We start from the raw sequence: 13,402 nt of genomic DNA, 5'->3' as shown, positions 1-13,402 counted from the left end.
CTCGCATTCAGCTGTACACCTCTCTTTGATGGGCTAAGACGTCGATAATACGACGTAGAGGTCACTCAGAACTGGCGGGAGTGTTGAGCTTTTGTCTATCTGTCGGCGGCGAGAGCTTCACCGCACACTGCTTGAGATTTGGTTCCGCAGAGTCCGGGTCAACAGCGGCAAGGGTTAGTTCGTTGATTTCTGCGTCGTGAATCGGGAGCCACACCATCCCAGGCGGAACGTTGTCGCTGGGACTGATATCAACCGTAATACTGCCGCGACGGGACGTTATCTCCGTTTGTCCGTGGTTGAGCGCGGCGAGTGACTGAACGATCGTGTCTGGATGAACTCTCGCTCTCGGGAGGCTGGTTCGACTTCCCGACCGCACGCCAGTGTTGTACACACCACCAACGCGGCCAGTCGTCAGCGTGAGCGGATACGAGTCGTCCGCTGGTTCCGGCACACGACTGTGTGTCACCGTCGAGAACTGGGCTCGGCCGGAGTCCGTATGAAACGTCCACCCGCCGCGATCGTAGTACCGGTACCCCCCCTCCGATTCAATCGTTGGTGCAGGCCAGCGAACCGCGAGCTCGTCTTCAAGTCGTTCATAGCTCACACCCGAGAGGTCAGCACTCGTCCCTGCAGTCATCGTCCGTATCTCGTCAAATACCGACGCAGGATCGACCGGCGGCGTATCGTAGACTCCGGGTTGAATTTGGTTTCCGATCGCCGCAATGATATCAATGTCCTGCCGTGCCTCCCCTGGAGGATCAGTTGCGGCCGTGACACGAGAAACGCGACGTTCCATATTCGTGGTCGTCCCCCGAGACTCTCCCCACGTTGCGGCCGGGAGGACGACGTCGGCACAGGCTACGGTGTCTGAATGGAATGCGTCTTGAACGATCACAAAGGTATCCTGTAGCGCTCGCTTCACGTGGCTTGCATCCGGCATTCCTGCCGCAGGATTCGTTGCGACAGTCCAACAAATTTCGATATTATCGCGTGCCAGTTCGTCAATAATACGGACGAATCCCGGGCCGGACGAGGGGGGGAGCCGGCTCAATGGCACCCCCCACGTGTCTGCTATCATCCGCCTACTGGCAGCGTCGTCGAACGGACGATGACCGGGCCACGTGTTCTTCGAAGCGCATACGCGGTTTCCCATCGAGTTGGCCTGTCCGGTCAACGAGAACGGCCCACTCCCCGGTCCCATGTTGCCCGTTGCTAAACACAAATCAATGAGCGATCTGGCCGTCCTCGTTCCCTGGATGCTCTGATTGACACCCATGCCCCAGTAGACGAGCGTATTTGACCCGAGTGCGGCCGCGATCTCGTGAACCGTCTTGACTGAAACACCTGCGGTCGATGCGGCCGTAGCGAGTTCCGGCAACGACGCACACATCTCCTCGTACCCTTCTGTGTGCTTCTCGACGAACTGTTCGTCGACGTCGTTCGACGAACGTACTGCACACAACACGGCACGGGCAAGCGCGAGATCGGTCCCAGGCTCCGGCCGAACGTGGACATCTGCATGGCCTGCTGTTTGTGTCTCAACGGGGTCCACAACGACGAGTGAACTTCCCGCCGCTGCTGCACTCGACCGTATCCATCGGAACAAGACCGGATGGGCGACTGCCGGATTTGCGCCCCATATGAGGTGCGTCTGTGCATCTGGTACATCGTCGTACGTCGGCGGTGGGGCGTCGCTCCCAAACGCTTGGTAGTACGCCGAGACGGCGCTCGCCATACACAGCGTGGTATTCGCGTCGTAATGTTGCGTTCCGATGACGCCTCGTGCCATCTTCCCGAGCGCGTACGCCGCCTCGTTCGTCTGCTGGCCGCTACCAAAGATCGACACGGTATCCGGGTCGGTCCGGACTGCATCAATGAGTCGTGTCGTTACGACACCGAGAGCGGTGTCCCAATCTGTCGGCTGTAACGAGTTTCCACGGCGAATCAGTGGGCGAGTCAACCGGTCTCCACCGGGACGTGCCGTTTCGTTCATGCCACGTTGACACGCCTCCCCGCTGGTCGCCGGATGTGCCGGATTCTCCGTGATTGCAACCAGTTCCGAGTCGACCTGACTCGGGCGTTGCAGGTAACCGCACCCGACTGCACACCGCATACACGTCGTCGGCCGGTCGCCAGTCGTATCTCGTCGGCCTGGGCCGTTCATATTATCTGCCCGAATTCACCAGACTGATCTGTTGATAATCTATTGTTCAGCATCATTGTCTGTCTGGTAGGTAACTGTGGACAACCGTCCCATCGTGATAATAGTTGTTTATCACTAATATTGCGAGTATTTCACCATGTGCGACCAGTAAATAGAGCATATAATGCACATTGTATGTATCCGATCACCTGGTAGTGTTCCCTTGTTCTGGTCGCTTCTTTCGATCCCGAAACTATCGTCCAGAAAAATACAAACAATATAATACGTGTATCTACAAGTGAAATTATCAGCCGTCTACACAGCCAGAATGACATTTTCCATACAGCGCAATTATTTCTTTATTTGTTAAATAGACAGCATTTTATGCCAGGATATTAATTCTGTGACGAAACGATGAGGCGATTACAAAGCAAAGAGGCGGTATCGCTTGCGAGACACGCTAGTGAGGATCGCGTATGACACACAAAAAGGAGGGGTGGAAAGACGAACTGTACGGCAATGACGTACGTGCGAAGATCCTTGAGTTCGCCGACCGGGGGTGGGAGTCGATTCCGGACGACGAGCGGGAGGCTTGGTTCTCGCGATTCAAGTTTTGGGGCGTCTTCCACCAGCGTTCCGGCCAGGAGAGCTACTTCATGATGCGGCTGGCAAACACGAACGGTGTGCTCACTGCTTCTCAGCTGCGTACTGTTGGGGAGGTAGCAGCCGAGTACGCCGTCGGGCCCGTCGAAAATCCTGAATTCGGCGACGCGTGGATCGACTTTACCACGAGACAATCAATCCAGCTCCACTGGCTCAAGCTCGAGGACATCCCCGAAATTTGGGATCGACTCGAGGCGGTTGGCCTTTCTTCTCGGTCTTCAGGCGGCGATACGATGCGAAACATTGCTGGGTGTCCCGTCGCTGGACGAGACAAACACGAGTTCGTCGACGCTCAGCCGGTGCTTGATGAGATCGCTGCGTCGATCCGGGCGGATGACGACCTCGCCAATATGCCCCGAAAGTTCAACATCAGCGTCACTGGCTGTCGTGAGGGGTGTGCACAGGATTCAATCAACGGTATCGGGCTTGAGCCCGCAGAGAAGATCATCGACGGCGAGCCTACGCGGGGGTTCAACGTTCGCGTTGGCGGGGGACTCGGTGGACGCGAACCGCGTCGAGCGCGGAGTCTCGATATTTTTGTCGAGCCGGAGAACGCCTGTACCGTGGTTAGAGCCTTCGTACAGCTCTACTTTGACCACGGAGACCGCTCGAATCGACAGAAGAACCGAAGCCGATTCTTCGTCGACGAGTGGGGAACAACGGAGATTCGCGAGCGGCTCATATCGTCATACGTAGACATTCCGCTCCACCACGAGGGTACGAACCTGCGCGACGAGTACACGTACAACGCCGGAAAAACCCCTGCGGAGGGAAAACACGATCACATCGGTGTCCACGAGCAGTCTGATGGACGGTACTACGTCGGCCTTTCCGTTCCAGTCGGTCGGCTCACTGCCACGGAGACGGTCGAGCTGGCAGACCTCGCAGATACACACGGGTCCGGCGCGATTCGACTTACGCGACGACAGAACCCACTCATCATGGATGTCCCCGAAACAGCGCTCGATGACCTCCTCGCGGCTGACCTCCTCTCGGTACATAGCCCCACACCGAACGTGTTCACTCGCGGGTCGATGGCATGTACTGGAACCGAATTCTGTTCGCTCGCACTCACCGAGACGAAAGCTCGAATGGCCACACTGCTCCGGTGGCTCCGTGCAAACGTCGAGCTTCCGGCCGACGTCAAACAACTCAAAATACACTACTCGGGCTGTACGGCAGACTGTGGCCAAGCGATGACCGCTGACATCGGATTACAGGGGATGCGTGCACGGAAAGACGGTGAGATCGTCGAGGCACTAGACGTCGGGGTCGGAGGGGGAGTCGGCCCCGACCCAACCTTCGTCGAGTGGATCCGACAGCGCGTCCCAGCCGACGAGGTTCCTGGACTATTACGCAACCTTCTGGTGGCGTTCGGCACACACAGAACGGAGGGACAGACGTTCCGAGAGTGGGTTGCAGCGACCGACCAATCCTCATTGGTCGCCTTTGCAGCTCCTGAGGAGGTTGAGGGGTACACAGACCCATGTCTCCACGACGCAAAACAGTCGTGGTATCCGTTCGCAGATGGAGACAGTCCGGCACCAACGACCGCCGACGGGACACCCATTGCAACCGAGAGCGATGACTGAACGCTCCGTTGCAGGCGATGACAGTGAACCGAAAGAACTGTTAGCGCTCCGCTCAGTCGCCCCAATGGATGTCGCACCAGAGCTATTTCGGCCGGTCGAGGTAGACGACAGTTCAATGTCACCAGATCCATAATGAACGATGCCGTCCCCACGACGTGTATGCGGTGTGCAGTCGGCTGTGGCCACCTCACTGGACGCGTCGATTCCGGATACGGTATCGATGGCGTTCGTGGTGACGGTAGGCATCCTACGAACCGAGGATTAGCCTGTGCCCGCGGCATCGACGAGACACGGAACCCGGACGGAGACTGGCTGACGCGGCCGTACGTTCGAAAAGACGGCGACCTCCAGCCGACCACCTGGGACACCGCGCTGTCAGAAGCGCTCGCTGCGTTCGCTTCGACGCTCTCGCGCACGCGAGACGGCGTCGCCGTCTTGGGCAGTGGCCAGCAGACGAACGAGGCGGCGTACGCGCTCGGCAAGGTGGCTCGTGGGGGATTCGGGACCCGATACTACGACGCCAACACGACGCTGTGTATGGCGAGTGCGGTCACCGCGTACGTCGACGCGTTCGGCAGCGACGCCCCGCCGCCGACGTACGACGACATCGAGGACGCGCGAACGCACCTCGTCTGGGGGGCGAACCCGGCGGTCGCACACCCGGTGATGTTTCGGTGGATCGAGGCGAGCGCCGCCGCCGACGACAGCCGTCTCGTCGTCGTCGACCCGGTGGCGACCCGGACTGCCGACGCGAGCGACGAACACGTCGCCCCTGCCCCTGGCACCGATCTCGCGCTCGCTCGGGCCGTGCTCGCCCGCGTCGCAGAGCGCGGTGACGTCGACGAGACGTTCGTCGAACGGTCGACGACCGGGTTCGCGTCGCTGAAGGCGACACTCCCCGACGTCGCCGACGCGGCCGAGACCGCGGGCGTCTCCGTGTCGACGGTCGACCGGCTCGCTGCCGCGCTCAGCGACGAGACGCTCGTCTACTGGGGTATGGGCGTCAATCAGAGCGCGCAGGGAACCGCGACCGCGGGGGCGCTCATCGACTTATGTCTCGCGACGGGGAACCTGGGGCCGGGGAGTGGACCGTTCTCGTTGACCGGACAGGCCAACTCCATGGGGACGCGCGTGTGTTCCTCGAAGGGGACGTGGCCGGGGATGCGGTCGTTCACCGATCCGAACGAACGAGCCACGATCGCAGACGCCTGGGACGTCCCCGTCGAGCGACTCCCGGACGACCCCGGTCCTGGTCCGGTCGAAACCGTCGCGGCGATCGCCGACGGTCCGGTGGAGACGGTGTGGGCCGTCGCGACGAATCCTGCAGCCGGGCTTCCCGACGCCTCGGTCGCCAAAGACCGCCTGGCGGACGCGTTCCTCGTCGCCCAAGACGCGTTTCACACCGAGACGACCGAGCTCGCAGACGTCGTCCTCCCGGCTGCAACGTGGGGGGAGACGGACGGCACGGCGATCAACATGGAACGACGCGTCTCGCGGGTGCGCCCCGCGTCGGCGCTCGCACCGGGAATTAGGACGGACCTCGACATCATCACCACGATCGGCGAGTCGATCGCCCCCGGGCTGTTTCCGGCGACCGCGCCCGCTGCCGTCTTCGACGAGCTCGCCGCGCTCACCGCGGGGACGCCGGCCGACCTCTCGGGGATCAGCCACGACCGGCTCGACCGCGAGCTGGCCGTGCGATGGCCGGCGCCGTCGGCCGTCTCCGAGGGCGGGTACCAGTACTACGCAGCCGGCGAGTGGGCCTTCGAGACGCCCTCGGGCCGCGCTCGCTTCTCGACGGCGACACACACTGGCGTTCCCGAGCCCGTCGACGACGCGTACCCGCTCACGCTCACGACGGCCCGCGAGCCGGACGCGTACAACACCGGTGTCCGCTCGCGCGACGCAGAGACGGCGGCGCACCCGGTCGCCAGGGTGCACCCGGACACCGCAGCGTCCGTCGCTGCCGACACCCCGTCGTGTGAGCCGGACGAGGGCGCGTCGGGGACGTTCGCACGGGTGTCCTCGCGTCGTGCGACGGTACCCGTCGAACTCACCGTCGATCCGGCGGTCCCGGCCGGGATGGTGTGGCTTCCGATCCACCACCCAGCGACGAACGCCCTCACGCTTCCGGTGACGGACCCCCGCTCGCACGAGCCGAACTTCAAACAGTGTGCGGTCGCACTCGACCCGATCGCCGGCGACCACGCCGAACGCGCTCCGCGCTCCTCGGCTACGGACGACTGATCCCGATGTCGCATCGCATCCTCTCCGTTACGGCATACACGACGCTCGACCTGGTCACAGCGGACGTCGCGACGGCCGAGACGTCGCTCGTCACCGACGGCGTGGTGGACGTCTCGGTCGCCGACGCCCATCCGAACCGGGTGACGCTCGGCGTCGAGCTCGATCTCGTCGAGACCGAGGCGATACCCGCCCACGCCGACCGGGTTCGGCTGTCGCCTACCCAGGCCCGGTCGCTCGCTGCGGACCTCGAGCGGTACGCAGACGAGGCAGACGAGGGCTGACAGCTGGGGCGTCTCTCACGACGGTCGCACCGGCTCGTCGCTCGGGTAGGTGCGGGGGCGAACGCCGACGGCGGGAGCCGCGGGCCGCTCACCCGTGGCGTTCGATGACCCGCTTCGCGGCCGTCCCCTTCTCTTTCCACCCGTATCCGGCGTCGTACACGTGGCGTTTCGACTCGACGAGCTCCTCGGGGGTGGACTCTTCGAACCCGCCGCGGTCCCACGCGCCCGACGTTTCGAGCCACTCGATCACGTTCGCTTTCGTCTCTTCCCAGGAGAGCCCGACCATCTCGTACCACGCGACCATCGCGAAGACGGCGTTGTCGTGACACCCCGGGACCGAACCGCGCTCGTACACGGTTCGCATCGGTTCGCGGGTCGGCTCCGAGACGCGCTCTTTGAACTCCGCGGCGGTGAGCAGTCTGAGCTGCCCGTTGTCTCGCACCACGCGCTGTTCGCGTTCGAGTGTGCCGAGTGCGGCCTTGTGTAGGCCGTCCCACTCGGCGTCGACCGCAGCGCGCAGGGCCGACTCCGTGAGCCCGTCTGGGCTCGTGGTCAACACGGCGAGGAGATCGGTGTACGCCTTCTCGACGGTCGGCCAGCTCACGCCCTCGAACGCGCAGTCGGCCTCGTGGAGGCTGTTCGTCGTTCGACAGCCCGGACACGGGTAGCGGAACGTCGGCACGAGGTAATCGTCGGTGCCGCCGGGAGTTAGTCGTTTCGTGGTGGTCGTCGTCTCGCGGTGGTCGTCGTCTCGCGGTGGTCGTCTCGTGACGACCGCTGCTGTGCGCGTCGGTCCGTCGCTCTCGGCTTCCGAAACGTTTACTCACCGGCCGGTCGCCGTATAAGCTGAGATGACAAAGGTCAGCGTGATCGGCGCGGCAGGGACCGTCGGAGCCGCCGCCGGCTACAACCTCGCACTGCGTGACGTGGTCGACGAACTCGTCTTCGTCGACATCCCCGACCAGCGGGAGACGACGATCGGCCAGGCGGCCGATACGAACCACGGCGTCGCGTACGACGCGAACACGACCGTCAGCCAGGGCGAGTACGCGGACACCGCCGGCTCCGACGTCGTCGTGATCACGGCGGGCATCCCCCGCCAGGAGGGACAGACCCGCATCGACCTCGCCGGCGACAACGCCCCGATCATGGCCGACATCGGCGCGCAGCTGGCCGAGTACAACGACGACTTCGTCACCGTCACCACCTCCAATCCGGTCGACTTGCTCAACCGGCACCTCTACGAGGCGGGCGACCGCGACCGCCACCAGGTCGTCGGCTTCGGCGGTCGACTCGACTCCGCACGATTCCGCTACGTCCTCGCCGAGCGGTTCGACGCACCGGTGAAGAACGTCGAGGCCACGATCCTCGGCGAGCACGGCGACGCACAGGCGCCGGTGTTCTCGAAGGTGCGGGTCGACGGCCGCGACCCGTCGTTCGACGACGACGAGAAGGAGGCGATCCTCGCCGACCTCCAGGAGTCGGCGATGGACGTGATAAGCCGCAAGGGCGCGACCCAGTGGGGGCCTGCGACCGGCGTCGCCCACACCGTCGAGGCGATCCTCGAGGACACCGGGGAGGTGCTCCCGTGCTCTGTGGTCCTCGACGGCGAATACGGCTACGAGGACACGGCGCTCGGCGTCCCGGCGAAACTCGGCTCGAACGGCATCGAGGAAGTCGTCGAGTGGGAGCTCGACGACTACGAGACCGAGCTGCTCGATGCGGCGGCCGAGAAGCTCTCCGAGCAGTACGACGAGATCGCCTGAGTACGCTGCGTTCACTTTCGCTTTCGGGCAGGGGTATAAGCCCCGCCGGTGCGAGCACACCGATATGAGCCAGTCGACGTTCGACGACGACGACCTGTTCGGCGAGGCTGCAGCAGAGACCCGCGCGGAGGTACACGACCACCTCGCTGCGGCCCGCGAGGAGCTGCCGGACCCGGACGACGTGTGGACGACCGACGCCGACAACGTGCTCGGGGCGCTCAACGGCCTCAAATCGGCGCTCGACGCCGGCGACGCCGTCGAGCACGTTCGCTCGGCGAAGAAGGCGTACGTTCTCGGTGAGCGTGCCGACGCCTTCGACGACGCGGACGACCTCGAAGCCGAGATCGCGGCGATCGAGTCGCTCGTCGGCGACATAGAGACGGCCGCCGAGGAGGCCGCCTCGCTCACCGGCACGGTGCCCGCGATCCGTGGTGCGCTCCAGGACGCGGTCGACGACGAGTAGGTGCCATGTGTGGTCGTGCTGGTCACAGGGCACCAATTACCGCCACATTGTCCCCAATATGTGTATGGCGGTGAGTATGTGCGCAAGACGACTCCGCGACATCTGGACACCAGTTGGTCACACCCTCCTCAGCTGATTCCAGACGCGTGCGGTAGGTGGGTAGCCAACACGACTCCGCGACACCCGGGCACTCCTTCGCCCCGCCCTCCCGGGCCGATTCCGTACGTGTGTGAACGTGGTTGTGTGACGAACACGACTCCGCGATACCCGGGCACTCCTTCGCCACACCCTCCCCAGCCGATTCGCTCTCGTACGTGTGTGGTAGCAATTCCGTGACGAACACGACTCCGCGATACCCGGGCACCTGTTGGCCACACCCTCCCCAGCCGATTCGCTCGTCGCCTTCGGCGACTCGCTCATCCCTCGCACGCGCTCGCGGGCACGCTTCGCGGCCCGCGAGGCGCGCGCCACCGCAGAGTGCTGGTGTGGATTGTGCGCTCGCCGGACTCGTCCACAACGACTTAGCCGCTGGTGAGCGGACGGCGCCACATGGCAGACACGTCACGCGAAACGACGCGCGTCTGGCTCGTCGAGCGAACCTACTCCGACGACGAACAGAACATCGTGATCTTGACGTACGCGACCCCAGACGGCGAGCGATACCTCCGCAAAGAGCGTGCGCTCACCTCGTTTTCGGACGTCAGAGATACCACTGCGGCCGTCGAGGCCACTTCTGGAGAACTCGGTCGCGTTGCCGACCCACAAGTTGAGGATCAGTACGCAACGGAGGCACGACGCATGCAACGCGCACACGAGCCCGACGACGTGATCTGAGCCGCTACCGATCGACGACGGCGACCGCAAGCGTACAGAGCGCCTCGCTCGCGAGCGCCAACAACTCCTGGCCGCGAGCCGCGTCGCCCGCGGTCGGGTCGCCGACGACGCCGTTGTCGGTGAACGCGTCCGCGTCGTGTGCGAGGTTCACGCCCACGACCCACTCGCCCCACCGATCGGCGGCACCCTCGCGTGCCGACTCGATCGCGTCCTCCCGGACGAGTTCGGGGTGTGTCGCCCGCAACAACGCGGTTTCGAGCGGGCCGGCGTGACCCATGTCGCCCGTGTGCTCGCCGACCGCTTCGAACCAGGTGAACGCGACGCCATAGCCGTCGTGGGCCGACTCGCGTGAGAACCGGCGGGCGACCGTCGCGAGCGCCTCGACGTTGCCCCCGTGCCCGTTTACGAAGACGATACGGTCGATGCCGCTCGCGCCGAGTGACGCGGCCGCCTCGCGGACGTACGCCCGAAACGCGTCCGGCGAGACCCACATCGTCCCGTCGAACGCCCGGTGCTCCTCGGAGACCCCGACCGGGACCGTCGGCGTCACGAGCGCCTCCCCGCGAGCGGTCGCCTCGTCCTCGCCTGCGCTGGTCTCGTACCTCGACGCGGCCGCCTCAGCGACCGCGGTCGCGGTCAGGGCGTCGGTTGCGAGCGGAGCGTGCGGTCCGTGCTGTTCGGTGCTCCCGACCGGCAGGAACGCCACGTCGACGTCGGCGTCCCGGACCTCGGTCCAGGTCGACTCGGCGAGGTTCATAGCCACTCGTCGGCGCCGCGGTGTGGTATAGTCGGCGGTCGCGCTCGGCTCACAGTCGCATCGCCGCTCATTCGGCTTCGCTCAGTCGTCGTCGCTCTCGGCGTCTTCGAGCAGCTGTGCCGTTCGTTCTTGGGCACGTTCGATAAACGTCTGGGGCAGCTCTTCTATCTCACCCGCCTGGACGCCCCACAGGTGCGCGTAGAGCCCGTCGATCGCCAGCAGCTCCTCGTGGGTGCCCCGTTCGACGACCTCGCCGCCCTCCAAGACGAGGATCGTGTCGGCGTCTTTCACCGTCGAGAGCCGGTGGGCGATCGCGAACGTGGTCCGGTCCGTGGTGAGTCGGTCTATCGACCGCTGGATGAGCATCTCCGTCTCGGTGTCGACGTCGGAGGTGGCCTCGTCGAGGACGAGCACGTCGGGGTCTTTAAGCACCGCTCGCGCGATGGTGATTCGTTGCCGCTGCCCGCCGGAGAGCTTCACGCCCCGCTCGCCGACCATCGTGTCGTAGCCGTCCGGCAGGTTCTGGATGAACGCGTGTGCCTCGGCTACCTCGGCCGCCTCGCGGATCTCCGCGTCGGTCGCCTCGAACGTCCCGTACGCGATGTTCTCGCGAACGGTGCCGTAAAACAGGTACGACGACTGTCCCACGTACCCGATCGCGGCGCGCAACGACCGGAGTGAGACGTCGGCGACGTCTTGGCCGTCGATGCAGATTGCTCCCTCGTCGACGTCGTACATGCGAAGCAGCAGCTTGAGGACGGTCGACTTGCCGGCGCCGGTCGGCCCGACGAGCGCGAGCGTCTCGCCGCCCTCGACGGTGAAGTCGACGTCGGTGAGGATCGGCTCCTCGTCGTAGCCGAACGAGACGTCGTCGTAGACGACGCGGCCAGACTCGACGGCGAGGTCCGCGGCGTCCGGGTCTTGGTCGAGTCGCCCTGGCTCGTCCATCAGCCCGAAGACCCGTGCCGAGGAGGCTCGCGCTCGCTGGTACATGTTGATTATCTGGCCGAACTGGGCCATCGGCCAGATGAACCGCTGGGTGTAGAGGATGAACACAACGAACATCCCGACCGAGAGGTCACCGGTGAACGGGCCCGGGGCGGTTCCGCGGAACACCCACAGTCCGCCGACGACGAAGGTGAGACCGAACCCGATTCCGGCGAGCACGCGGAGCGCCGGAAAGAACGTGATCCGGGTGCGGATGGCGTCCCAGTTCGCGTCGAAGTACTCCATCGAGACGTCGTCGACGCGGTCGGACTCGTACGGCTCCGTGTTCGACGACTTGATGACCTGGATCCCCCCAAGGTTGTTCTCGAGTCGCGAGTTGAGCTGGCCGACGGACGACCGCACCGCGGCGTACTTCGGCTGGATAATCTTGATAAAGAGGTAGGTGAAGCCGGCGATGATGGGGACCGGAAACAACGCCACGAGCGCGAGTTGTGGGTTGATCCAGACCAGCAGTCCGCCGATGCCGACGACCATCACGGAGAGCCGGAACAACGAGTTCATCCCGTCGTTCAAAAACCGCTCCAGCCGGTTCACGTCGTTCGAGAGGATCGACATCATCTCGCCGGTCTGTTTGTCGGCGAAAAAGCCCATGTTCAGCCGCTGCATCTGGTCGTACGTGTCAGTCCGGACGTCGTGTTGGACGTGCTGGGCGAACGCGTTGAACCCCCAGTTGCGCACCCAGTGGAAGCCCGCACCGAGCACGAACGCCCCGCCGATGACGGCGACGGTGAACCAGAACTGCTCGGTACGACCGACCGGAAGCCACGCGTCGGGGACGACGACGAGGGGGACTTGGTCGCCGAACCGAGCGTCCTCGTAGAAGATCGCGTCGATGGCGATGCCGAGCATCAACGGCGGGAGGAGGTCGAGGAGTCTGGCCGCGATGCTGGCGACGACCCCGACACTCACCTGTGGGAGGTAGGGCCGACCGTACGCGAGAAACAGCCGCTTCATCGGGTTCTCGACGGCTTCACGTTGCGCCTCGAACGGGTCGTCCTCGTCCGGGGGCGCGGAACCGCTCATACGATTCGTACCGGTCTGGCGGGGAAATAGGTTGGCTTCGGTGGTCGACGTGGCGCGTCGGTGACGACCATCGCCGCCCGACGACGCGGGGTATCGGTCGGCCGTGAGCCGACTGTCCGTGAGCCGACTGGCCGCGTGTCGACTGGTCGATTCGTGTCACAGCTGTCCGCAGCCGCTCACACCGGTTGGCGTTCTACGTCGGGGTCGACGCCAGCGGTCGCGAGGTCCTCGCGGATCCGCCGCCGGAGGGGATTTGGAATCGCCTCGCGGGGAACCGGCGTGGCGGATTCGGACTCGTCTGGAACCGTCCAGTAGACGACGACCTCGGCCCCCGCGTAGAACTCGATGGCGAACCGGTCCCCGCCGCCATCGTAGTGGACGCGGGCCGCTACCCCCTCGCCGCGCCAGCCCTCCTGTTTCACCAGTCCGGCGATCGAATCGCGCATGGCTCCCGTCGGGACGGCGAACACATGTCGGCTTCGACCGGTCGCGTCGAGACGCCATGCGGCGAGTGGGTACGGGCGAGAGCATCGGTTGGGTCGGCACACACCGGTGGGTCGGCATCCACCGGTGAGTCGACTCACACGGCCGGCTCGAAAGGGGTAAACCGGCGCCGGCCACAGGG

General features: G+C 64.5%; 11 protein-coding genes. 6 read left to right on the top strand and 5 right to left on the bottom strand.

Features of this window, described 5'->3' with window-relative positions; genetic code table 11:
• Positions 1-61 precede the first annotated feature (61 nt).
• Positions 62-2,164, bottom strand: a complete 2,103-nt coding sequence (gene nasA, locus ACNTAO_RS10370; RefSeq protein WP_496923242.1) for an assimilatory nitrate reductase NasA — start codon at positions 2,162-2,164, stop codon at positions 62-64.
• Between the two features lie 455 nt (positions 2,165-2,619).
• On the opposite strand from nasA (ACNTAO_RS10370), the gene ACNTAO_RS10365 reads away from it, so the two are divergent.
• The 3 genes from ACNTAO_RS10365 to ACNTAO_RS10355 all read left to right on the top strand — a co-directional run bounded on the left by ACNTAO_RS10365 (position 2,620) and on the right by ACNTAO_RS10355 (position 6,926).
• Complete coding sequence (locus tag ACNTAO_RS10365; protein WP_435161933.1) at positions 2,620-4,398, top strand: nitrite/sulfite reductase; 1,779 nt, start codon at positions 2,620-2,622, stop codon at positions 4,396-4,398.
• Positions 4,399-4,530: 132 nt separating this feature from the next.
• Positions 4,531-6,645, top strand: coding sequence for an assimilatory nitrate reductase NasA (nasA, locus tag ACNTAO_RS10360; protein ID WP_435161932.1), 2,115 nt, complete (start codon positions 4,531-4,533; stop codon positions 6,643-6,645).
• Positions 6,646-6,650: 5 nt separating this feature from the next.
• The gene (locus ACNTAO_RS10355; protein ID WP_435161931.1) at positions 6,651-6,926 is read left to right on the top strand and encodes a DUF6360 family protein; all 276 of its coding nucleotides are present in this window, start codon (positions 6,651-6,653) and stop codon (positions 6,924-6,926) included.
• 88 nt (positions 6,927-7,014) lie between these two features.
• Here the strand turns inward: ACNTAO_RS10355 and ACNTAO_RS10350 are convergent, their stop codons facing one another.
• A complete protein-coding gene (locus tag ACNTAO_RS10350; RefSeq protein WP_435161930.1) occupies positions 7,015-7,608 on the bottom strand; it encodes a DUF7474 family protein in 594 nt (197 codons plus the stop codon).
• A 169-nt stretch (positions 7,609-7,777) separates the two neighbouring features.
• Here ACNTAO_RS10350 and mdh point away from each other — a divergent pair, with 169 nt between their 5' ends.
• The 3 genes from mdh to ACNTAO_RS10335 all read left to right on the top strand — a co-directional run bounded on the left by mdh (position 7,778) and on the right by ACNTAO_RS10335 (position 9,989).
• Positions 7,778-8,692 carry a malate dehydrogenase gene (mdh, locus tag ACNTAO_RS10345; RefSeq protein ID WP_435161929.1) on the top strand — a complete coding sequence of 305 codons (915 nt, stop codon included), beginning with the start codon at positions 7,778-7,780 and terminating at the stop codon, positions 8,690-8,692.
• A gap of 64 nt (positions 8,693-8,756) precedes the next feature.
• The gene (locus ACNTAO_RS10340; RefSeq protein ID WP_435161928.1) at positions 8,757-9,155 is read left to right on the top strand and encodes a DUF5790 family protein; all 399 of its coding nucleotides are present in this window, start codon (positions 8,757-8,759) and stop codon (positions 9,153-9,155) included.
• Between the two features lie 549 nt (positions 9,156-9,704).
• The gene (locus tag ACNTAO_RS10335; RefSeq protein WP_435161927.1) at positions 9,705-9,989 is read left to right on the top strand and encodes a DUF7967 family protein; all 285 of its coding nucleotides are present in this window, start codon (positions 9,705-9,707) and stop codon (positions 9,987-9,989) included.
• Between the two features lie 4 nt (positions 9,990-9,993).
• Here ACNTAO_RS10335 and ACNTAO_RS10330 read toward each other — a convergent pair whose 3' ends face one another.
• The 3 genes from ACNTAO_RS10330 to ACNTAO_RS10320 form a co-directional block, all read right to left on the bottom strand.
• Entirely contained in the window at positions 9,994-10,746 is a 753-nt protein-coding gene (locus ACNTAO_RS10330; RefSeq protein WP_435161926.1) for a creatininase family protein, read from the bottom strand.
• 81 nt (positions 10,747-10,827) lie between these two features.
• Positions 10,828-12,777, bottom strand: a complete 1,950-nt coding sequence (locus ACNTAO_RS10325) for an ABC transporter ATP-binding protein (RefSeq protein WP_435161925.1) — start codon at positions 12,775-12,777, stop codon at positions 10,828-10,830.
• 176 nt (positions 12,778-12,953) lie between these two features.
• On the bottom strand, positions 12,954-13,223 hold the full coding sequence (locus ACNTAO_RS10320; RefSeq protein WP_435161924.1) for a DUF7538 family protein: 270 nt from the start codon (positions 13,221-13,223) through the stop codon (positions 12,954-12,956).
• Between the last annotated feature and the right edge of the window lie 179 nt (positions 13,224-13,402).

This window comes from Halorubrum zhoui (genome assembly GCF_051194155.1).
Taxonomy (GTDB): Archaea; Halobacteriota; Halobacteria; order Halobacteriales; family Haloferacaceae; genus Halorubrum.
Note: the sequence above shows the minus strand (reverse complement) of the source record. Positions and strands in the feature narration are given on the sequence as shown.

Bases quoted from the DNA above. Each gene is read 5' to 3' on its own strand.
- nasA (WP_496923242.1), bottom strand. From the start codon at position 2,164: ATGAACGGCCCAGGCCGACGAGATACGACTGGCGACCGGCCGACGACG.
- ACNTAO_RS10365 (WP_435161933.1), top strand. From the start codon at position 2,620: ATGACACACAAAAAGGAGGGGTGGAAAGACGAACTGTACGGCAATGAC.
- nasA (WP_435161932.1), top strand. From the start codon at position 4,531: ATGAACGATGCCGTCCCCACGACGTGTATGCGGTGTGCAGTCGGCTGT.
- ACNTAO_RS10355 (WP_435161931.1), top strand. From the start codon at position 6,651: ATGTCGCATCGCATCCTCTCCGTTACGGCATACACGACGCTCGACCTG.
- mdh (WP_435161929.1), top strand. From the start codon at position 7,778: ATGACAAAGGTCAGCGTGATCGGCGCGGCAGGGACCGTCGGAGCCGCC.
- ACNTAO_RS10340 (WP_435161928.1), top strand. From the start codon at position 8,757: ATGAGCCAGTCGACGTTCGACGACGACGACCTGTTCGGCGAGGCTGCA.
- ACNTAO_RS10335 (WP_435161927.1), top strand. From the start codon at position 9,705: ATGGCAGACACGTCACGCGAAACGACGCGCGTCTGGCTCGTCGAGCGA.
- ACNTAO_RS10330 (WP_435161926.1), bottom strand. From the start codon at position 10,746: ATGAACCTCGCCGAGTCGACCTGGACCGAGGTCCGGGACGCCGACGTC.
- ACNTAO_RS10325 (WP_435161925.1), bottom strand. From the start codon at position 12,777: ATGAGCGGTTCCGCGCCCCCGGACGAGGACGACCCGTTCGAGGCGCAA.
- ACNTAO_RS10320 (WP_435161924.1), bottom strand. From the start codon at position 13,223: ATGCGCGATTCGATCGCCGGACTGGTGAAACAGGAGGGCTGGCGCGGC.